Source organism: Bacteroides sedimenti (assembly GCF_040365225.1).
GTDB classification, from domain to species: domain Bacteria; phylum Bacteroidota; class Bacteroidia; order Bacteroidales; family Bacteroidaceae; genus Bacteroides; species Bacteroides sedimenti.
The window spans coordinates 1,111,687-1,132,007 of record NZ_AP028055.1; the positions used below are offsets into that span (position 1 = coordinate 1,111,687).

Here is a 20,321-nt window from a genome sequence, read left to right on the forward strand (position 1 = left end):
TAACTAAAACTGAATTTAATGAAGAAATACGCCGTATTTTTACTCCTTCTTCTGGGACTTGTTGCATGCAATAAAGGTCAGAAAGCGGCTTTAAATGATGGCCAGGAGGATTTGAAAGCAAAAAAAATGCTTCAAGGTATATGGCTGGATGATGAGAGCGATGAAATTCTTTTCAAGGTGCAAGGTGATACAATTTATTACCCAGATGCAGAAAATGCATCGGTCTATTTTAAAATCAAGAAAGATACTTTCTACACCTATGGGAATGAAGTAATGCGCTATAAAATAGATAAACAAGCTGAACACTTGTTCTGGTTTCACTCACTCTCGGACAATATTGTCAAGCTGCATAAGTCTGAAGATCCAAGCGACTCTCTTCGCATAATGGGCAGAAGAAGTACAGAGGTGATCCCTACTTATACAGAAGTTACAAAACGAGACTCTGTTGTAATGTACGAAGGCAAGCGTTACCGTGCTTATGTATACGTAAATCCTTCAAAAATTAAAGTGGTGAAAACCTCTTATACCGACGATGGAATGAGCATAGATAATGTTTATTACGACAATGTGATGCACATTTGTGTGTACGAGGGTAAGAAAATGATTTATGGTCACGATATAACCAAGGACATGTTCTCGGATGTGATAAAGGAAGATTTTCTTAAAAATGCTATATTGGCTGATATGCGATTCTATGGGGTAAGTAAAGTTGGCTTCCGTTATCAGGCAACAGTCGGCATTCCGGAAAGCTCAGTCTGCAACCTGGTTAATCTGGTTGTGAGCTTTGATGGGAAACTCTCCATTAAGATTGCTCAATAATTGGTTATACAATCAGGTTTTCCTGTACAAAACAATTCATTCTTCTGTACGAAAGAATGAATTGTTTTGTACAAAAGATTGTTTTCTTTTGTACAAGAGATTATAAATTCATCTCGATGTTTTTACTGCATACGGCGACGGAATTCCGCGCATACAACCGAAGTGGCAATAGCAACGTTCAGTGATTCGGAAGTTTGTCTGCTCTGCGGATAATTAGGAATATAAAGTCTTCGATTTATCAAATTCTCCACCTCTGCACTAATCCCTTTTCCCTCATTTCCCATAACGATCAATCCATTTTCTGAAAGGACTTCTGAGTAAATATTCGTTCCATTCAGGAATGTTCCGTATACAGGTATATTTTTTAGTTGACCAATTAGTTCTGTCAATGACCCATAATGCAATTTTACGCGGGCTATTCCTCCCATAGTTGCCTGAACAGCCTTCGGATTATATACATCGGCCGTGTTGGGCGAACAGAATATATGTTCTATCCCAAACCAATCGGCCAACCGAATAATCGTACCCAAATTACCCGGATCCTGAACATCATCAAGAGCCAGACAGAGAGACTGTTGAATTACAGATATATCAGTTGGAGAATTATCTTGTTCGAAAATAGCCAACACACTTTGAGGAGTTTTCAAAAAACTGGCCTTTGATAACTCTTCCTGTGTAACAATACACTTTTCGTCAGCCTCTGCATGAGGGTGTTCTGTCCACCATTCCTGAGTAGCTGCTAAAAATTTGCATGGAAACACACCCAGTAAATCACCTACCAGCTTATGTCCTTCGGCCACAAAAACGTTTTCTTGTTTGCGGTTTTTTTTAAGTTCTAACGAATGAATGTATTTAATTTTATTCTTGCTAATCATCAATTCAGCCTTTATAAATGAATTATTTTGAAGCAAAGCTAAAAAGATATTTTTAATAAAGCTATATTTGTAAGTCCAATATTTGAAGTTAGACGTATTTATATGAAAAGAAACTCCCGAATTTATATATTTTCCTTCGGATTACTGGTGTTGGCTTCTTGCTCACTGACAAAATATGTGCCTGACGGCTCGTATCTGTTAGACGAAGTTAATGTTATTTCAAATCAAAAAGAGGTAAAAACCGGTTCCCTGAAAAGTTATGTCCGCCAGAATCCCAATTCTAAATGGTTTAGTCTGATAAAAATCCCTCTTTACACATACAATCTTTCAGGCAGAGATACATCAAAATGGATCAATCGCATGTGGCGAAGACTGGGAGATGCACCGGTTATTTATGATGAATCACTCAATTTGCGATCTCAGCAAGAGTTGAAAAAAGCATTGAATAATATTGGATATATGGGAGCATCAGTAAAATCGGAGAAGAAAATCTCCAAGAAAAAGCTGAAACTGACCTATATTGTTTCTCCCGGTAAGCCTTATATCGTAAGGAATCTTAAACTCGATATCAAAGACAGTAAGATTAATGCGATATTGAAAGAAGATTCTGCAGCTACAAAACTAAGCAAAGGTATGATGTTTGATATCAATGTACTTGATGCCGAACGTCAGCGCATAGTAAATCTGCTTGCGAACAAGGGATATTACAAGTTTAACAAGGAATATATCACTTTTACTGCAGATACTGTACGCAATACTTATCAGGTGGATCTAACAATGCATCTGAATCTTTATCAGGCAACTCCACAAGATGAACCTAAAGAACATTGCCAGTATAAAATAAATAAAGTGAGTTTCATTACCGAATATGATGTTCTTCAGTCATCAGCATTAAGCAGCATTGAGATTAACGATTCAATTCATTATAAAGGCTTCCCAATATATTATAAGGATAAACTATATCTCCGTCCTAAAATTCTGGCTGATAATAATTTCATTCAGCCCAACCATTTGTATAATGAGCGCTCAGTGCAAAATACTTATTCTTCTTTTGGCCGTTTATCAGCTTTAAAATACACCAATATTCGTTTTTTTGATATTCAGCGTGCCGATAGCGGATTGCTAAACTGCTATGTACTTTTAACCAAAAGCAAGCATAAATCGGTGGCTTTTGAGCTCGAAGGAACCAATACAGCCGGCGATTTGGGTGCAGCTGCATCAGTCTCGTTCCAACACAGAAATCTTTTTAAAGGTTCCGAGTCATTTATGATTAAGCTCAGAGGTGCATACGAAGCGATTTCGGGGTTACAGAATTACTACGGAAACAACGATAACTATACGGAATACGGCATTGAATCAAGCATTAATTTTCCAAGGTTTATGTTTCCTTTTCTATCAGATGAATTTACAAGAAATATTCGTGCCACAACCGAGTTCGGATTAAAATACAGTTTCCAGTTACGGCCCGAATACTCACGTACCATTGCATCTACATCCTGGAGCTACAAATGGGCAAGACAGAAGCAGAAAGTGCAGCATCGCTTCGATTTGCTTGATATTAGTTATATCTATCTTCCTTGGATATCTACCCGATTTAAAGAAGATTACCTCAATAGTGCCAATTCGATATTTAAATATAACTACGACAATCATCTGATTGTGCGCAGCGGATACAATTACTATTTCAATAGCATTGGTGGAGTCATGCAAAATAACACAACGGCTTCAAATTCATATTCCGTCCGGATTAACTTTGAATCTGCAGGAAACGTATTATATGGCATTTCGAAATTAATAAAGCAACAAAAAACAAGTAATGGCGATTACTCCATCCTTAATATTGCTTATGCGCAATACATTAAAGGAGATTTGGATTTTGCCAAGAACGTGGAAATCGATAAAAGAAATTCGCTTGCTTTCCACGCAGCAGTAGGTATAGCTTATCCTTATGGAAACAGCACTGTTCTTCCTCTCGAGAAAAGATATTTCTCAGGAGGAGCCAACAGCGTTCGTGGATGGGCAGTTAGAACACTTGGCCCGGGTAGTTATAAAGGTGTGGACAACAATATCGATTTTATGAATCAATCGGGCGACATCAAACTAGATCTCAGCATGGAATATCGCAGTAAGTTGTTTTGGAAATTACAAGGAGCGGCTTTTGTTGATGCCGGAAACATCTGGACCATTAGAAATTACGAAACACAACCTGGTGGATCTTTCCGTCTGAATAGATTTTATAAAGAGATTGCAATGGCTTATGGACTAGGTCTCCGACTTGATTTCGATTATTTTGTACTGCGTTTTGATGGAGGTATGAAAGCATTGAATCCGGCATATTCAAGCGGAAAAGATCGGTATCCATTCTTGAATCCTAACTTTGGAAGAGACTTCACTTTCCACTTCGCAGTGGGATATCCGTTCTAATCCCTATGGGTTGTAATTACTCTGAAATAGGTTGTATCTGTAAATAACGAGAAAGGAATGCGTTTATCACTGTAATTTATAGGTATTTTGCAGTGATATTTCAAGATATGAATAGGAAGCTCAGAACAATAGAATGCGGAACTATCAGCCAAATTAAATTGATAATCAAAGGGGATATTTTGGCCAACGTAATATCTGGCTGCTTTTGCAATCTGTAATCCTGCCGTGGCAGATCTACTTCTTACTATCATATAACATTGTCTGTCACAATCTGCCAGAAATCTATTAAGTGAGCATATCTGAACCCCATCAGCATCAGATAACTCACGTGCAATGGAATGAATAACTTTCCATTCATTTTTTTCCGAAACAAGAATTCCACAATGCGAATAGGGAAGTGTATCTTTAAGCGAAGAAACTATCAGGTCACTTATTAAACCACGGCCTTTACGAAGTATGATATCTCCTTCACGAAATTGGCTACAATCTATTTTACACGAGGAGGAGTGATTGCAACTCGCCGCTAACAAAGAAAATCCTATAGATAATATCAGCCTTATTATTTGTGGAGATCTACAAGCCATTTATCATTAATTTTCACTAAATCAACCTCATCCTCCTTCTCTTTTTCGATAGTGGACTTTCCTGTGAGTAGATTAAGCTGAATATAATTGGAAACTTTAAGTTTGACAGTTGCAGTCGAATCTCCTGGATTTATATTGCTTTCAACTACAGAAATTTCAGGATCCCCTGCCTCTTTCAATTTTATAAAATCGGTTTCTTTAATGTTTGAGGCGATAAAGTCCACAAGTTTCGTAGCTTCAGGTGTGCAATATTGCTTTGCTTCAGTCAGTTTTAAACTGTACATTGCTTTATAAAAGTTCAAAGCAGTCTGTGCAGCTTTATTTTGAGGGGTGTGATTGCATGAAATCATTATTAAAACAAAAAACAACAACAATATTTTATTAGGCATTTTCATAGTAGAGTCATTTATTAATTTCTTTTACTGTAAGAATCATACAAATCTATAAATATTATGTGAATAATAAAAATAACCAAACTGTTAATAAACAGAAAGATGGAACCGGCAAACCGACTCCATCTTTCATTATATTTTTTATAGATTATCTAGCAGCAAAAAAGGCATTATCCATAAGCGACTGACGTGCAGCAACTAATCCTTTAGCATCAAGTTTAACATCCATTGAGCCACCGTTCGGTAAGTAAAGCTGAGCAGTTCCGTCATTCTTCATTTTCATTAGCTCTGTGCTAACACCTTCAGAAACAACACTCCATACCTGAGATTCTTCATTGAATAGCAATTCCATGCTTTTTCCATCCTTAGAAATTGAATAGCCATTCTTCAATGTTTCTACCCTATAATCGCCATTCTTTCCTTTAATTTTCTTCACCTCGCCAACTTTAGCTACTGGATTAGAACCAGACCAAAATTCAATTGAGTTAATAACCAAAGCGTCCGCAAGATAACATACTCCATATACCGGAACAATATTTAGGGCAAGAAATACAACCTCATTTGTAAATTTATCGCCCACATTCTGATTCCATGTAACAAGTTTATTGAATAGGGAAAATGATCCAACGCATGAGCTAAACATAACGCTGCCGCTTAAAATCATTGCAATAGCCAGTGTCTTTTTACTTCTTTTCATTGTTCTAATTTTATGTTTATACTTATTTTAAATTGAAAACAAGACAAATATATACTTTTTAGTTTAAAATTAATCAACTTGTCTCAATATTTTCTACTTCTTATGAAGAAGAGCCGGTCAATTGCATACTTACCCGGACCAGCAATGAACATAATTACAAATATCACAAGATAAACTAATGCGAGTTCTTTAGTTGAAAGTGTGTCAGTACCATGTATTATAAAGAATGCGATACACATGGTAAAAATCATTGGAATTAATGCCAATCGATATAGAAATCCTAAAATAACACCAATTGAACAGAATAATTCAGCAAAAATTGCCAGCATCAGGGAGATCCGACTTCCAACACCTAATGGATCAGGAAATGCAGTCACTAAAGTGTCAAACATAGATAATTTCTGCCAGCCATGAAGCAAGAATAAGACTCCAAAAATTATCCGTACTGTCAGTATAAGGAAGGAAGTAGCATTACTAACAGGTTTTGAAGGAAATAATAAATTATATATCATGTTATTTGAATTAATGGTTAATTAACCTAAAAACAAATAACATGATATATGGTTCATTACATTTTATACCCTTTTAATGCATAAAATAAAATATAAGCAAATCCGATAAATGGAACAACGAATCCTATTGCCATATTAGACCCACCGATAAGCCCCATTAACATAGGACTAAAGGCTCCACCTGCAACTCCCATTACAATATATGAAGATGCTTTCTTGGTCTCTGTACCCATATCTCTTAATCCGAGAGCAAAAATTGTTGGAAACATAATCGACATGAAGAAGAAAGAACAATAAAGAGCCCCCAATGATAGTCCATCCAAAGACATCATTACTAATGCCATACATACTGCATTGATAAAAGCATATAAAGCCAGCAATTTATTCGGAGCAGCCCATTTCATTAAAAAGCTACCTGATAAACGACCAATCATGAATGATGCCATACCTCCCAACGAAAGCATTTTAGATGCTGCCTGCTTGGTGAGATGCGGGTCTAGCTCCATAACGTAGTTAATAAAGAATGCAAAAATACCAACCTGAGATGCAACATATAAAAATTGGGCAACTACTGCCAGTACAAAATGTTTGTGATGCCAAATGGAACGATGATGGCCAGGAGTTGCAATATCTTCCATTTTTTCTTCATCGCTCTCCTCATTGATATCTGGCAATTTTATCAATAAGAAGAGAATGGCAACGATCACAACAACCGATCCCACTAGGATATATGGTAATGTCAAAGCAAAATTATCTTTCTCATCTGCTCCGAAAATAAGCGCTCCTCCAATCAGTGGACCAAGAACCCAGCCCAGTCCGTTAAAGGATTGCGATAGATTAATACGTTGTGCACTGGACTCTTTCGGTCCGAGTACTGTAGAGTAGGGGTTTGCCGCAGTTTCAAGAATACAAAGACCACATGCAATAACAAACAGGGCTATTAAAAATGGAACGGCAGAATGCACATAAGCAGCTGGAATAAAAGAAAAGGCTCCTAAGGCAAACAGAAAAAGCCCGAGGATAATACCCCATTTATATCCGTACTTTTTCATAAATAATCCGGCTGGAACAGCCATAATAAAATATGCTATATAAGTTGAAAATTGTACTAGTCCAGATACCGCTTTACTCATATGGAATGTTCCTTGAAAATGTTTATTCAGAACATCAAGCAAACCGTGAGCGAATCCCCAAAGCAAAAATAAACTGGTTACAAGTACAAAAGGTATCAGATATGATTTTCCTTCCGGACCACTGAAGATTGATTTTTTGTTTTTCATGTGATTTTGTGTGTTTGTATTATACAGTTAGAAATAAGCCCTCAAAAGTCGCTACTATTTTTTGATTTTACAAAGAATGAATGATTAATTTTAAAATCAATTAATTTTCTAAGATTGATTAACTTGAAAATTATGCTATTCAGCATAATTTTTGGTTTTTTCTGCTCAAATAACTGATTAAAAAAGCAAATTCAAGAATCAGGAGTTTTTCTTGAATTATAAAATCGTCTTGTTTGTGTAATAATTATCCAAAAAGTACTAGCAAAAAAAAAGGAAGATTGTTATATCTTCCTAGTACACCCTCAGGGACTCGAACCCTGGACCCATTGATTAAGAGTCAATTGCTCTACCAGCTGAGCTAAGAGTGCTTAATAGCAACTATCAAGAAAAAAGTACACCCTCAGGGACTCGAACCCTGGACCCATTGATTAAGAGTCAATTGCTCTACCAGCTGAGCTAAGAGTGCGTTTTATTTTTTTCTTATTTGCGGTTGCAAAGGTAGGCCATTTATTTTATTTTGCCAAATAATCTGCCTGTTTTTCTTTCTGGTTTTTTTAATTTTATTCGAACTCGTAAAACTCAGAAGGGCTAGTTCGCTTTAATGCAGCAAGTTGCACGTCTTTACCAACAATTACACCTTTGCTCTTCAATTTCCATTCTACAGTTTTATACGCCAACTCTGGATGATTATTGTCTTTGCTCAAGTGACATAACCAGATATATTTCAGATTTTCGTTCATGTTATCTGCCAGAAAATTTGCTGTATCAGTATTGCTCATATGTCCGTTTGGGCCGGCAATCCTTTCTTTCAGATATTGAGGATATGGCCCCATCTTAAGCATTTCAAGGTCGTAGTTTGCTTCCATTATCAGATAATTAGCTTTACAGATATAGTGTGCTGCTGTATCCGTAATATGGCCAAGGTCAGTTAGAAAAGAGAATATTTTATTATCCACTTCTATACAATAACCTACATTATCAGTTCCATCATGGGGTACTTCAAAGGCAGATATTTTAAAATCTCCAATTGTAACAGGTTCTTCTTTTTTTATATAGTGAACTGATGAAGAGAGTTTTTCTGTCATGCAATAACTCTTGTTGATACCTTCATGTATCTCTTTGGTTGAATAAACCGGTATATTGTATTTTTCGCCAAGATGTCCGACTGATTTGATATGGTCGGCATGATCGTGAGTTACGAATACTGCACTAATTGTACTCAAAGAGAGATTAAACTCTTTGAAGTTTTTCTTCATAGTGCGAATACCAATTCCTGCATCAATTAAAATTCCATTTTTATCAGTGCCTAAATAATAACAGTTTCCGCTGCTGCCACTTGCCAGGCTTATAAATTTTATTTTCATCTTATATAAATCAACTCGTAAATTTCACCCAATATATAGTGAAATGTTTGCAAATGTACAAAAAAGGATAAGAACAATACATTAACGTCCCTTCTTTTTGTGATATACTAATACATTCCTCTCCGAATCTATTTTATCCTCGTAAAACAGTTTTCAAACATGATTAGCACTAATCACCTGGCATAAAAGATGTTATACAATGCAAAGAATGCCTCTTCAGAAAATATATGTCGTTCCATTTATACCTAACTATCTGTGGCTGCATTAAATTATATTGTAAGTGCTTTAACAGCTATACAACCCATAAATAAAAGGGGCTGCTTTGTTATAAGCAGCCCCCTTTTGTTACCTCAAAAAACTAATCTTAATCAACCCTTTTTTCAACAACATTCCAGTCTATTATGCTCCAGAGAGCAGCTATATGGTCAGCACGTCTGTTCTGATAATCCAAATAATAAGAATGTTCCCACACATCAAAACCCAAAAGAGGTTTCAACCCGTTTCTTAGCGGATTACTTCCATTGGGCTCTTTCGTGATATGCAGTTTCCCTGCTGAATCAATTGAAAGCCATGCCCAACCCGAACCAAAAAGACTTACTGATGCAGCAGTAAACTCTTTTTTGAAGTTCTCGAAATTTCCCCACTCTTTATTTATGGCTTCAGCCAGTTTTCCTGATGGCTCATGCCTCTTAGGAGTCCCTGTAAACTGAAGGAAATAAAGTGTATGGTTCAACACCTGTCCGGCATTATTAAATATTGGTCCGTCAGGAGCGGTAGCAACAATATCTTCAACTGACTTTCCCTCATATTCTGTTCCAGGAACAAGATTATTCAGGTTAGTTACATAAGTTTGTAAATGTTTCCCGTAGTGAAAATTAATTGTTTGTTCACTAATGATTGGTTCTAACGCATTGTTTGAATACGGGAGTTTTGGCATGTCGTACGTCATAATAGTAAATATTAAAGATAATAATAATGTTTCCATTTTTACAAAGTTATTAATAAAACTTCTCTATAATAACAGAAGGTCGATTCTTTTTGTTCAATATCACTCAAACTTTATTTATCTTTGCAGACTAAGTTTGAACGAACTATCAGAAAAATGACAAAATACTTAGATGAACTAAATGATAGTCAGCGAGCTGCAGTGCTTTATAACGAAGGTCCTTCATTGGTCATCGCCGGTGCAGGCTCTGGAAAGACGCGGGTGCTGACTTACAAAATAGCTTATTTGCTGGAATCAGGATACGAGCCCTGGTCTATTCTTGCTTTGACTTTTACCAATAAAGCGGCAAGAGAGATGAAGGAGCGTATTGCGAAGCAGGTGGGCGAGGAGAGAGCACGCTATCTCTGGATGGGAACTTTTCACTCTGTCTTCTCAAGAATTCTCAGAGCGGAAGCCGATTCAATAGGATTCACATCCAACTTTACCATTTATGATACCAGCGACTCCAAGAGTCTTATCCGCTCCATTATTAAAGAGATGCAGTTGGATGAGAAGGCGTATAAGCCTGGATCGGTTCAGGGACAGATTTCAAATGCCAAGAATCACCTGGTGTCACCCGACGCATACGCTGTAAACCGTGAATTGAGGGAACATGATAATGCCTGCAAAATGCCGGCCATCAGTGATATATATCGAAGATACTGGGACAGATGCCGACAGGCCGGTGCAATGGACTTTGACGACCTGCTCTTTTATACGTTTCTATTATTCAGGGATTTTCCGGCTATACTAAGGAAGTATCAGCAGCAGTTTAAATATATCCTGGTTGATGAGTATCAGGATACCAACTTTGCACAACACAGCATTGTGCTTCAGCTATCGAAAGAGCATCAGAAGGTCTGTGTGGTTGGTGACGATGCACAGAGCATCTATTCTTTCCGAGGAGCTAACATTGACAATATCTTGAAATTCACCAAATTGTATCAGAATGCAAAGGTGTTTAAACTGGAACAGAATTATCGTTCCACAAAGACAATTGTCCGTGCGGCAAACAGTTTGATAGAAAAAAACCTTGAACAGATTCGAAAAGAGGTATTTTCCGAAAAATCGCATGGTGAGCCAATCGAAGTGTTCCAGGCCTATTCGGATGTGGAAGAAGGTGACATTGTTACCAATAAGATAACCGAGTTGCGCATGTCGCAGCATTATAGTTATGATGATTTTGCCATTCTTTACCGCACCAATGCCCAGTCTCGTATTTTTGAAGAGGCTTTGCGCAAACGCAATTTGCCTTATAAAATATACGGAGGACTATCTTTTTACCAGCGTAAGGAGATAAAGGATGTGATAGCCTACTTCCGTCTGATTGTGAATCCCAATGACGAAGAGGCATTCAAGCGGATCATCAACTATCCGGCAAGAGGAATTGGTGAAACTACCGTGGGTAAACTAGTTGAAGCGGCAAACACTCATTCAGTCAGCTTATGGGATGCGTTGTGCAGTCCGTTGGAGTTTGGCGTGAACATCAATAAAGGCACACATACAAAGTTACAAGGGTTTAAGGAGCTGATAGAGAACTTTATCCGTGTATTACCCGAAAGAAATGCATACGAAATGGCAACTTCTGTCATTAAGGAGGCGGGCATCATGAGTGAAATCATGATGGACCGTACGCCCGAAAACATGAGCCGACAGGAGAATCTAGAAGAGTTGGCCAGCGGTATTCATGATTTCTGCGCCATGCGAGAGGAGGAAGGCAACGAAAATATCTCGCTAAGCGATTTCCTTTCGGAAGTATCTTTGTTATCCGACCAGGACAATGACAAATCAGGTGACGAAGCTAAGATTACACTGATGACCATCCACTCGGCAAAGGGATTGGAATTCCGCAATGTGTTTGTTGTCGGAATGGAAGAGAATCTCTTTCCAAGTATGATGTCGGGCGATTCGCCCAGAGCTATGGAGGAGGAGCGTCGTCTGTTCTATGTTGCCATTACAAGGGCGGAAGAGCATTGTTTTCTTTCATATGCAAAGATGCGATTCAAATATGGGAAGATGGAGTTTGCAAATCCAAGCCGTTTTCTGAGTGACATTGACCCTTCATTCCTGCAAATGCCACGCGAATTGGGGATCACCAGACAAAAAGAAGAGCCCTTCTCAAGATTTAAGAGTCCTCAAAACAAACAGCAAACGCCTTCTCTATTTGGTTCGGAAAGAGAAAAGCCGAAACAGACCTTTGCAAAGGTTGTTGGTCCACGAAATCTGACTAAAGTAGAGAATATACAAGCCAAACCATCAACCGGAACTTCTGTTACCGCCTTGCAATCGGGCCAGCATATTGAACATGAAAGATTTGGAATTGGCGAGGTGTTGAAAGTGGAAGGCAGTGGAGAAAACCTGAAAGCAACGGTGAAATTCCAGAATGCAGGCGAGAAACAGCTTCTGCTGAAATTTGCACGCTTTACTGTTATTTCCTGATATTTAACTGATTAATAATAATATAACTAAGAATATATAAATTAATGATTGACTTTAGTAAAGTACCATCACCCTGTTATGTGATGGAAGAGGAATTGCTGAGGAAAAACCTGAGTACCATAAAAAGCGTTGGTGAAAGAGCAGGCGTAGAGATAATTCTTGCCTTTAAATCATTCGCTATGTGGAAATCATTTCCAATATTTCGCGAATACATCAACTGTTCGACTGCAAGTTCCCTATACGAAGCCAGATTGGCATACGAAGAAATGGGAAGCAAGGCGCATACTTACTCGCCGGCCTATACGGAAGCTGATTTTCCGACAATCATGAAGTGTAGCAGCCATATTTCGTTCAACTCATTCAGTCAGTACGAACGTTTTTATCCATATATAGAGCAAACAGAAGAAAAAATATCCTGTGGAATCCGCATTAATCCTGAATATTCGGAAGTGGAAACCGAACTTTATAATCCTTGCGCACCAGGCACACGATTTGGTGTGACAGCCGATTTGTTGCCCGAAATCTTACCTGCAGGATTAGAGGGATTCCATTGTCATACACATTGCGAATCAAACTCATTCGACCTGGAAAAGACACTGACTCACATTGAAGCCCGATTCAGTCCTTGGTTTCCACAAATCAAATGGTTGAATCTGGGTGGGGGACACCTGATGACGCATAAAGATTATGATACGGAGCATCTGATTAAAATCCTGACTGATTTTAAAGCCCGCTATCCGCATTTGCATATTATTCTGGAGCCTGGGTCAGCTTTTACATGGCAGACAGGCGTACTGGCCTCTACAGTGGTTGATATTGTCGAGAACCGAGGCATTAAAACCGCCATTCTTGATGTGAGCTTCACCTGCCACATGCCCGATTGTCTTGAAATGCCATATCAGCCAGTTGTACGTGGAGCTATTTCCGAAGCGATCCAGGGGAAACATGTTTATCGTTTAGGGGGCAATAGCTGCCTGAGCGGAGATTACATGGGTAACTGGAGTTTTGATCATGAATTGCAGATTGGAGAAAGAATCATCTTCGAAGATATGATTCATTACACAATGGTGAAAACAAATATGTTCAATGGAATACAACATCCAGGTATTGCACTATGGAGTTGTAAAGGAGAGTTAATCCTTTATAGGACTTTCTGTTACGAGGATTACCGCGATAGAATGTGCTAATGGGTTGCTTAAGGTTGCAATTTATTTATCGAAAAAAGTAGGCAAAAAGTTTGGAGAATTGGAAAAAAGCCGTACTTTTGCAACCGCAATCGCGAAAGTAGCTCAGTTGGTAGAGCATAACCTTGCCAAGGTTAGGGTCGCGGGTTCGAATCCCGTCTTTCGCTCAAAAAGTTTAGCGTCTCAAGCGACAAATAGTCGTTAAATGCCCAGGTGGCGGAATGGTAGACGCGCTAGTTTCAGGTACTAGTGTTAGCAATGACGTGCAAGTTCGAGTCTTGTTCTGGGCACTGCGAAGACGCAAAACTTTTAAATGCTGGAGAGGTGGCGGAATTGGTAGACGCGCTACTTTGAGGGGGTAGTGACAGTTTGTCGTGGGAGTTCGAGTCTCCTTCTCTTCACATTAAAGTGACATATTGAAATTTTTATTGCGAAAGTAGCTCAGTTGGTAGAGCATAACCTTGCCAAGGTTAGGGTCGCGGGTTCGAATCCCGTCTTTCGCTCAAAAAAAGCAGCAGGCCTGGACATCACGTTTAGGTCTTTCTTGTTTTAAAAGAATAATTTTGCGAAAGTAGCTCAGTTGGTAGAGCACAACCTTCCCAAGGTTGGGGTCGCGGGTTCGAGCCCCGTTTTTCGCTCAGGAGTTTAGCGTCTCAGGCAACATCGGTTGTTTAAATGCCCAGGTGGCGGAATGGTAGACGCGCTAGTTTCAGGTACTAGTGTTAGCAATGACGTGCAAGTTCGAGTCTTGTTCTGGGCACAGCAAAGACGCTGAACTTTATTTCATATCAATCGCGAAAGTAGCTCAGTTGGTAGAGCATAACCTTGCCAAGGTTAGGGTCGCGGGTTCGAATCCCGTCTTTCGCTCAAAAAAGGCATAAGTCTGGTGGTAACTCCTCCGGACTTTTTTATTCTTCCGCCGAAAACACTGTTTATTCAATAAAAAAAGCACTTTATATTATCTTCTCCCATATAAATGAAAAAATAAAGTCACGCAGTCGCGCAAGTCACGCAAAAACAGTTTATAATATTGATTATCAAGGCAATGCAAGTGCGTGACTTCTGCGTGAGCAACACAATTTATTACATAAGTCACGCAGCACTCAAAATACCAAAAACACTCAATTGATGCTGATCAAAGCTCTCAAATAGCCATTTTAAGGGTGTCCTAGAACTCATGATGCTCAAATAACAGGCCGCCAATTTCTGTCGACAATGTACTACTGCAATTCATAACAAGTGGAGAAGAATTCATTTTCTGACAAACCGGATATTCAGACATGACCATTGCTTTTAGAAATTATGGATATATAATTCTTCCTCTATCCGAGTCTACCCATCTCGTACACCCGGGTATACCATTGCCCTCCATCCGGGTGTACAGGTAGCGTACACCCGGATGGACAGACAAAAATATCAGCATTAAATATCAAGTTTAAGCTATTAATTTAGATTAAACAACTGATAGACAGATATTTTAAGCAAATTATTACCGTAAAACAGGAATAAATTATCGGTCGGAGAGTGGCAGTGCGTGACTTTTTTTAAGTCACGCGGTTTTTTAAGGAAAGTCACGCACCTGTATATATTTGACATACAGTTAGTTGCAAGCTTTCTGCGTGATTTGCGCGACTTGCGTGACTTTATAAAATTCTTTCTATGGGGAAAGAAGATTAGCCGGAGAATTATTCGTATAACGATTTAGCAATCCCCATTTCCAGCCCTCTTAATTCGGCTAATCCTCTAAGTCGGCCGATACACGAGTATCCCGGATTTGTTTTTTTCTTCAAGTCGTCAATCATTTGATGACCGTGGTCAGGACGCATCGGAATTGAAACCTGTCTTTTTTGCTCTAGTTCCAGCAAGGCTTTCATTACATGATACATGTCCACATCTCCTTCAAGGTGATTTGCTTCAAAGAAATTTCCTTCTGCATCACGTTGAGTACTACGGAAATGTACAAAGTTGATGCGCTCTTCGAATCGCTTCATAATTCCTACAAGATCATTGTGCCGACATACACCAAATGAACCTGTGCAGAGACAAAGTCCGTTCGATGGATTTGGAACGGCATCAATCAGTTTCTGGAAATCATCGGCTGTGCTCAGGATACGCGGCAATCCAAGAATAGAGTGGGGAGGATCATCCGGATGAATCACGAGCGACACTCCGACTTCATCGGCCACAGGAGTTATTTCTCTTAAAAAATAAATCAGGTTTTCGCGGAGTTTATCTGCATCGATATCTTTATATCGGTCTAAAGCCTCCTGAAATTGCTGTAAAGTAAAACTTTCCTCCGAACCGGGTAAGCCGGCAATAATATTGCGCTCCAGAATATGTTTGTCTTCATCACTCATGCCATCGAAACGAGCCTTAGCCTTAACCTTCTCTTCTTCCGAATAATCATTTTCAGCTCCGGGACGTTTAAGCATGAAAAGATCGAATGCCACGAATGCTGCCTTTTCAAAGCGAAGCGCTTTCGAACCATCGGGCATTGTATAAGCTAAATCAGTGCGTGTCCAGTCTAATACCGGCATAAAATTATAAGTAATAATCTTAATTCCGCATTTACTTAAATTACGGATAGATTCTTTATAATTATCGATATATTTTTGAAATTCCCCGGTTTGGGTTTTTATGTGTTCGTGCACAGGAACACTCTCAACAACAGACCATTTCAGACCTACAGATTCAATCAGTTCCTTGCGTTTTACAATTTCTTCTACAGTCCACACCTCTCCATTGGGAATGTGGTGCAACGCGTTTACTACACCTGTGGCACCTGCCTGCTTGATATCCCATAATGATACAGGATCGTTTGGTCCGTACCAACGCCATGTTTGTTCACATAGATACATACTAAATAAATTTATTGAGTTTATTGAAGCCTGTTAAATGGAAAAAGCATTGAATCCACCATCGACTACTGCAACGGTTCCTGTCACAAATTTAGAAGCATCACTAATCAGGTAATGAATGGTTCCATATAAATCTTCAGGTACTCCAAATCGATTAAACGGTGTATGAGCCAGAATTGTTTTTGCCCTGTCAGAAAAAGAACCATCCTGGTTTATCAATAAAGCTTCATTCTGAGTGGTCAGAAAGAATCCCGGAGCAACAGCATTCATACGAATTCCGTTCCCGAACTTAATTGCCAACTCGCCTGCCATATATTGAGTAAAATTGTTTATCGCAGCTTTTGCCACCCCATATCCTGCTACTCTTGTTAGCGGACGCAGTGAAGATTCTGACGAGAAATTCAGGATCACACCATTATTCTGTTTCGCCATTTCAGATGCAAAAACAATAGTGGGGAGTACCGTTCCGAATAAATTCAGATCTACCACTTTTTTCATGGCATCTGTATCCAGGTCGAAGATGGTTTTATCGGGAGAAATAGTGGCTCCAGGCATATTTCCACCAGCAGCATTGATCAATACATCAATTTTACCATACTTGTCCATTATCTGTTTTTTGCATTTTTCCAGCATCTCTTTATCTGTAACATCCCCTTGGGTAAACATGGCTTGACCACCCTTATTCTTAATTTCACCAACAAGCTTATTACCAGCTTCCTGGTCTCTTCCCAGGATTACCACTTTTGCACCTTGTTGAGCAAGATAAATAGAGATTCCTTTACCTAAAACACCATATCCGCCGGTGACAACGATTACTCTGTCTAAAATATTGAATAAATCTTTCATTCGTGTAATATTTAAATTCAAACTTAATTTATTATTGTCCATTGTAGTAATCAACATTCTCCTTAATAAGAATATCAATTGGCATGTAATTCTCTTTTGATGGAGTCTTTTTTAGTATCAGATATTCGCACAATGACTTTACACCTCTATAGCCTTGGAGTTGTGGCCGTTGTGCAATTAAAGCACTGATTATTCCTTCCTTAAGCGCTATAGCGTTTTTTTCAATCACGTCATATCCAACAAGAGCAATACCATGAATATTTTTTGCTTTCATATAACTGGCAATTTCATGGCATTTTGAATTAAAGATAATCACACCTTTTATTTTGTTATTACCGTTAAAGAACTGATCGAGAGCATTATAATTATATTCAGCGCAACCAATCTTCAAATCTACATAGTAAACTTTTCCGCTATATTCTACCTTTTTCAGGAATTCATTGAATCCTGCTTCTCTTTTTATACATTGATTTGAATAGAGATCACCGCTATTAATCATTCGTGCAACGAGAATATCCGCTTTATTTCCTATAGTAGTTAGCAGTATTTTAGCCCCAATGGCTCCGCTATTGAATGAATCTGTTCCAAAATAGGCTAACTTATTCTGTTCTTGTATGTTAGAGTCAATATAATTATACGGTATATTCATCTCATCCAGTTTTCGGGATATGTTAATCACCGATTCATTGAAAAGAGAAGCTATCAGTACTGCATCAAAATTATTATCGAAAAGAGACTCGACAGCTTTATCTAATGATCTATTGTCGTATTGGTCAAAATATAATTTTCGGATGTACACGCCATAATCTTCGAATTCATTGCCGGCTTTATCTATTCCTTTAGATATGCTTTCCCAGTATTCCCCTGGCTCAAAAGAGGGAATAATGACAACTATAGTATATTGTTTTTTTGATGCCAGAGAACGGGCAATCATATTTGGATGATAATTAACCTGTTTCAGTACATCGTTAATCTTCTTCAGATTTTCTTCTGATACCCGGCCGCGATTATGAAGCACTCTGTCAACAGTTCCCACAGAAACTCCTGCCATCTCTGCTATATCCTTAATTCTTATATTTTCAAACTCTTTCATTCTATCTATTTTTGAGACATAATTCAGTAATTTCGCACAAATATAGAATTTATGTTTCAATTGAACAATACGTGTGTGCGCACACATTATTTTAGTTATTTATCTAAATAGTTGAAATACAACCGATAACGACTGTTTTCACGGCATTGTTTATTTTACAATGTGTTATTAAACATATTTTATAATGTAAAACGAACGATATATATCATATTAAACATATCCATGCATACATATTACACCATAAATAACTGAAAAAATAATTTTACCCTGTAAGTAATATTTAATCTACGAGAATTATTGTTTTGTTAAATATCAAACAATCAAGATGAGAGCCAGAGTAGGAGATAAGCTAAATTCCTTTCTGATTCTACAATATACCGTCTGAAAAGTACAATTAATTCGATGAAAATTTAACTACTTAATCGAAAATGATTACTTTTGCGTTTTGAAAAGCGAAAATAAAATCAAAATTATAGTATAATGGCAAAGGAACTAAAAGAACTTACCAAACGCAGCGATAATTATTCGCAATGGTACAACGATTTGGTAGTTAAAGCTGATTTGGCTGAAGCATCGGCTGTACGCGGATGTATGGTAATCAAGCCTTATGGATACGCAATCTGGGAAAAGATACAACGTCAACTGGATGACATGTTTAAGGAAACCGGGCACGTAAATGCTTATTTCCCTTTATTAATCCCTAAATCATTCTTAAGTCGTGAAGCAGAACACGTTGAAGGTTTCGCGAAAGAGTGCGCCGTGGTTACACATTACAGATTGAAGAATGCAGCTGATGGTTCGGGTGTAGTGGTTGATCCTGCTGCCCGACTGGAAGAGGAATTCGTTATTCGTCCTACTTCTGAAACGATTATCTGGAACACATATAAAAACTGGATTCAGTCTTACCGCGATCTACCTATTCTTTGCAACCAATGGGCAAACGTATTCCGTTGGGAAATGCGTACTCGTCTGTTCCTCCGTACTGCCGAATTTTTGTGGCAAGAAGGACACACAGCTCATGCTACTCGCGAAGAAGCTGAAGAAGAAGCAAAGAAAATGCTGAATGTTTATGCCGACTTTGCCGAAAACTTTATGGCTGTACCGGTTGTGAAAGGGGTTAAATCTGCCAACGAACGTTTTGCCGGTGCTTTGGACACTTACACCATCGAAGCTATGATGCAGGATGGAAAAGCCCTTCAATCCGGAACATCCCACTTCCTTGGACAGAATTTCGCCAAAGCATTTGACGTACAATTCGTTAACAAAAACAACGAAATGGAGTACGTATGGGCTACTTCATGGGGCGTTTCCACACGATTGATGGGTGCATTGATTATGACTCACTCAGACGATAACGGTTTAGTACTCCCTCCGAAACTTGCTCCGTTCCAAGTTGTTATTATTCCTATCTACAAAAATGAGGAACAACTGAATGCAATCAACGACAAAGTAGCGGGCATTACTGCGAAACTGAAAGCGCTGGGTATCTCCGTTAAATATGACAATGCAGACAATAAGCGTCCGGGATTCAAATTTGCCGACTACGAACTAAGAGGTGTTCCGGTTCGCCTGGTTATGGGTGCACGCGATTTGGAAAACAACACAGTAGAAGTGATGCGTCGTGATACTTTGAGCAAGGAGACTGTAACGTGCGATAACATTGAAACTTACGTGAAAGATTTGTTGGATGCAATCCAGGCAAATATCTTCAAAAAAGCATATGATTTCCGTGAAGCTCATACCATTACGGTTGATACATACGAAGAATTCAAGGAAAAAATTGAAGAAGGAGGATTTATTCTGGCTCATTGGGATGGAACAACCGAAACTGAAGAGCTGATTAAGGAAGAAACCAAGGCAACTATTCGTTGTATACCATTGGATGGTGACAAAACACCTGGAAAGTGTATGGTAACTGGTAAACCTTCAGCTTGCAGAGTAGTTTTTGCACGCTCATATTAATCTGAAA

General features: G+C 38.5%; 16 protein-coding genes and 9 tRNA genes. 12 read left to right on the forward strand and 13 right to left on the reverse strand.

Annotated elements, in window-relative coordinates; translation table 11 throughout:
• The first annotated feature begins 18 nt into the window (after positions 1–18).
• The gene (locus ABWU87_RS04415) at positions 19–819 is read left to right on the forward strand and encodes a DUF4738 domain-containing protein (RefSeq protein ID WP_353333636.1); all 801 of its coding nucleotides are present in this window, start codon (positions 19–21) and stop codon (positions 817–819) included.
• A 122-nt stretch (positions 820–941) separates the two neighbouring features.
• On the opposite strand, the gene ABWU87_RS04420 is transcribed toward ABWU87_RS04415, so the two are convergent.
• On the reverse strand, positions 942–1,697 hold the full coding sequence (locus ABWU87_RS04420; RefSeq protein WP_353333638.1) for an RNA methyltransferase: 756 nt from the start codon (positions 1,695–1,697) through the stop codon (positions 942–944).
• Between the two features lie 99 nt (positions 1,698–1,796).
• On the opposite strand from ABWU87_RS04420, the gene ABWU87_RS04425 reads away from it, so the two are divergent.
• Positions 1,797–4,118 (forward strand): BamA/TamA family outer membrane protein, encoded by a 2,322-nt coding sequence (locus tag ABWU87_RS04425; protein WP_353333640.1) that lies wholly within the window; start codon positions 1,797–1,799, stop codon positions 4,116–4,118.
• Here ABWU87_RS04425 and ABWU87_RS04430 read toward each other — a convergent pair.
• The 9 genes from ABWU87_RS04430 to ABWU87_RS04470 all read right to left on the reverse strand — a co-directional run bounded on the left by ABWU87_RS04430 (position 4,115) and on the right by ABWU87_RS04470 (position 9,932).
• Complete coding sequence (locus ABWU87_RS04430) at positions 4,115–4,702, reverse strand: YiiX/YebB-like N1pC/P60 family cysteine hydrolase (protein ID WP_353333642.1); 588 nt, start codon at positions 4,700–4,702, stop codon at positions 4,115–4,117. The two genes, ABWU87_RS04425 and ABWU87_RS04430, sit on opposite strands and share 4 nt — an antisense overlap.
• A complete protein-coding gene (locus ABWU87_RS04435) occupies positions 4,678–5,097 on the reverse strand; it encodes a hypothetical protein (protein WP_353333644.1) in 420 nt (139 codons plus the stop codon). The genes ABWU87_RS04430 and ABWU87_RS04435 overlap by 25 nt, the downstream gene beginning before the upstream one ends.
• A gap of 145 nt (positions 5,098–5,242) precedes the next feature.
• Positions 5,243–5,791 (reverse strand): DUF3332 domain-containing protein, encoded by a 549-nt coding sequence (locus tag ABWU87_RS04440; RefSeq protein WP_353333646.1) that lies wholly within the window; start codon positions 5,789–5,791, stop codon positions 5,243–5,245.
• A gap of 83 nt (positions 5,792–5,874) precedes the next feature.
• Positions 5,875–6,303 (reverse strand): DoxX family protein, encoded by a 429-nt coding sequence (locus ABWU87_RS04445; protein WP_353333648.1) that lies wholly within the window; start codon positions 6,301–6,303, stop codon positions 5,875–5,877.
• Positions 6,304–6,359: 56 nt separating this feature from the next.
• On the reverse strand, positions 6,360–7,583 hold the full coding sequence (fucP, locus tag ABWU87_RS04450) for an L-fucose:H+ symporter permease (protein ID WP_353333650.1): 1,224 nt from the start codon (positions 7,581–7,583) through the stop codon (positions 6,360–6,362).
• 295 nt (positions 7,584–7,878) lie between these two features.
• Positions 7,879–7,951, reverse strand: a tRNA-Lys gene (locus ABWU87_RS04455).
• 25 nt (positions 7,952–7,976) lie between these two features.
• Positions 7,977–8,049, reverse strand: a tRNA-Lys gene (locus ABWU87_RS04460).
• A gap of 94 nt (positions 8,050–8,143) precedes the next feature.
• Entirely contained in the window at positions 8,144–8,947 is an 804-nt protein-coding gene (locus tag ABWU87_RS04465; RefSeq protein WP_353333652.1) for an MBL fold metallo-hydrolase, read from the reverse strand.
• Positions 8,948–9,311: 364 nt separating this feature from the next.
• Entirely contained in the window at positions 9,312–9,932 is a 621-nt protein-coding gene (locus tag ABWU87_RS04470) for a superoxide dismutase (RefSeq protein ID WP_353333654.1), read from the reverse strand.
• A 117-nt stretch (positions 9,933–10,049) separates the two neighbouring features.
• Between ABWU87_RS04470 and ABWU87_RS04475 the strand changes: the two genes are divergently transcribed.
• The 9 genes from ABWU87_RS04475 (at position 10,050) to ABWU87_RS04515 (ending at position 14,422) form a co-directional block, all read left to right on the forward strand.
• Positions 10,050–12,371 (forward strand): ATP-dependent helicase, encoded by a 2,322-nt coding sequence (locus tag ABWU87_RS04475; protein ID WP_353333656.1) that lies wholly within the window; start codon positions 10,050–10,052, stop codon positions 12,369–12,371.
• 44 nt (positions 12,372–12,415) lie between these two features.
• Positions 12,416–13,558: a carboxynorspermidine decarboxylase gene (nspC, locus tag ABWU87_RS04480; protein WP_353333659.1), complete on the forward strand. Its 1,143-nt coding sequence runs from the start codon at positions 12,416–12,418 to the stop codon at positions 13,556–13,558.
• A 91-nt stretch (positions 13,559–13,649) separates the two neighbouring features.
• Positions 13,650–13,722 (forward strand) — tRNA-Gly (locus ABWU87_RS04485).
• A 40-nt stretch (positions 13,723–13,762) separates the two neighbouring features.
• Positions 13,763–13,845, forward strand: a tRNA-Leu gene (locus ABWU87_RS04490).
• A gap of 28 nt (positions 13,846–13,873) precedes the next feature.
• A tRNA-Leu gene (locus ABWU87_RS04495) sits at positions 13,874–13,956 on the forward strand.
• Positions 13,957–13,985: 29 nt separating this feature from the next.
• A tRNA-Gly gene (locus tag ABWU87_RS04500) sits at positions 13,986–14,058 on the forward strand.
• A 62-nt stretch (positions 14,059–14,120) separates the two neighbouring features.
• Positions 14,121–14,193, forward strand: a tRNA-Gly gene (locus tag ABWU87_RS04505).
• Positions 14,194–14,232: 39 nt separating this feature from the next.
• Positions 14,233–14,315: transfer RNA gene (locus tag ABWU87_RS04510), tRNA-Leu, on the forward strand.
• Between the two features lie 34 nt (positions 14,316–14,349).
• Positions 14,350–14,422: transfer RNA gene (locus tag ABWU87_RS04515), tRNA-Gly, on the forward strand.
• 818 nt (positions 14,423–15,240) lie between these two features.
• Here ABWU87_RS04515 and uxuA read toward each other — a convergent pair.
• From uxuA to ABWU87_RS04530, 3 genes are read right to left on the reverse strand one after another with little or no spacing between them, the layout of a single operon-like run.
• Entirely contained in the window at positions 15,241–16,413 is a 1,173-nt protein-coding gene (uxuA, locus tag ABWU87_RS04520) for a mannonate dehydratase (protein WP_353333661.1), read from the reverse strand.
• Positions 16,414–16,446: 33 nt separating this feature from the next.
• Entirely contained in the window at positions 16,447–17,259 is an 813-nt protein-coding gene (locus tag ABWU87_RS04525; RefSeq protein WP_353333663.1) for an SDR family oxidoreductase, read from the reverse strand.
• Between the two features lie 31 nt (positions 17,260–17,290).
• On the reverse strand, positions 17,291–18,352 hold the full coding sequence (locus tag ABWU87_RS04530; protein ID WP_353333665.1) for a LacI family DNA-binding transcriptional regulator: 1,062 nt from the start codon (positions 18,350–18,352) through the stop codon (positions 17,291–17,293).
• A gap of 480 nt (positions 18,353–18,832) precedes the next feature.
• On the opposite strand from ABWU87_RS04530, the gene proS reads away from it, so the two are divergent.
• On the forward strand, positions 18,833–20,314 hold the full coding sequence (gene proS / locus ABWU87_RS04535) for a proline--tRNA ligase (RefSeq protein ID WP_353333667.1): 1,482 nt from the start codon (positions 18,833–18,835) through the stop codon (positions 20,312–20,314).
• The last annotated feature ends 7 nt before the right edge of the window (positions 20,315–20,321 follow it).

Coding starts and splice junctions, on each gene's coding strand:
- ABWU87_RS04415 (WP_353333636.1), top strand. CDS start 19: ATGAAGAAATACGCCGTATTTTTACTCCTTCTTCTGGGACTTGTTGCA.
- ABWU87_RS04425 (WP_353333640.1), top strand. CDS start 1,797: ATGAAAAGAAACTCCCGAATTTATATATTTTCCTTCGGATTACTGGTG.
- ABWU87_RS04430 (WP_353333642.1), bottom strand. CDS start 4,702: ATGGCTTGTAGATCTCCACAAATAATAAGGCTGATATTATCTATAGGA.
- ABWU87_RS04435 (WP_353333644.1), bottom strand. CDS start 5,097: ATGAAAATGCCTAATAAAATATTGTTGTTGTTTTTTGTTTTAATAATG.
- ABWU87_RS04440 (WP_353333646.1), bottom strand. CDS start 5,791: ATGAAAAGAAGTAAAAAGACACTGGCTATTGCAATGATTTTAAGCGGC.
- ABWU87_RS04445 (WP_353333648.1), bottom strand. CDS start 6,303: ATGATATATAATTTATTATTTCCTTCAAAACCTGTTAGTAATGCTACT.
- fucP (WP_353333650.1), bottom strand. CDS start 7,583: ATGAAAAACAAAAAATCAATCTTCAGTGGTCCGGAAGGAAAATCATAT.
- ABWU87_RS04465 (WP_353333652.1), bottom strand. CDS start 8,947: ATGAAAATAAAATTTATAAGCCTGGCAAGTGGCAGCAGCGGAAACTGT.
- ABWU87_RS04470 (WP_353333654.1), bottom strand. CDS start 9,932: ATGGAAACATTATTATTATCTTTAATATTTACTATTATGACGTACGAC.
- ABWU87_RS04475 (WP_353333656.1), top strand. CDS start 10,050: ATGACAAAATACTTAGATGAACTAAATGATAGTCAGCGAGCTGCAGTG.
- nspC (WP_353333659.1), top strand. CDS start 12,416: ATGATTGACTTTAGTAAAGTACCATCACCCTGTTATGTGATGGAAGAG.
- uxuA (WP_353333661.1), bottom strand. CDS start 16,413: ATGTATCTATGTGAACAAACATGGCGTTGGTACGGACCAAACGATCCT.
- ABWU87_RS04525 (WP_353333663.1), bottom strand. CDS start 17,259: ATGAAAGATTTATTCAATATTTTAGACAGAGTAATCGTTGTCACCGGC.
- ABWU87_RS04530 (WP_353333665.1), bottom strand. CDS start 18,352: ATGAAAGAGTTTGAAAATATAAGAATTAAGGATATAGCAGAGATGGCA.
- proS (WP_353333667.1), top strand. CDS start 18,833: ATGGCAAAGGAACTAAAAGAACTTACCAAACGCAGCGATAATTATTCG.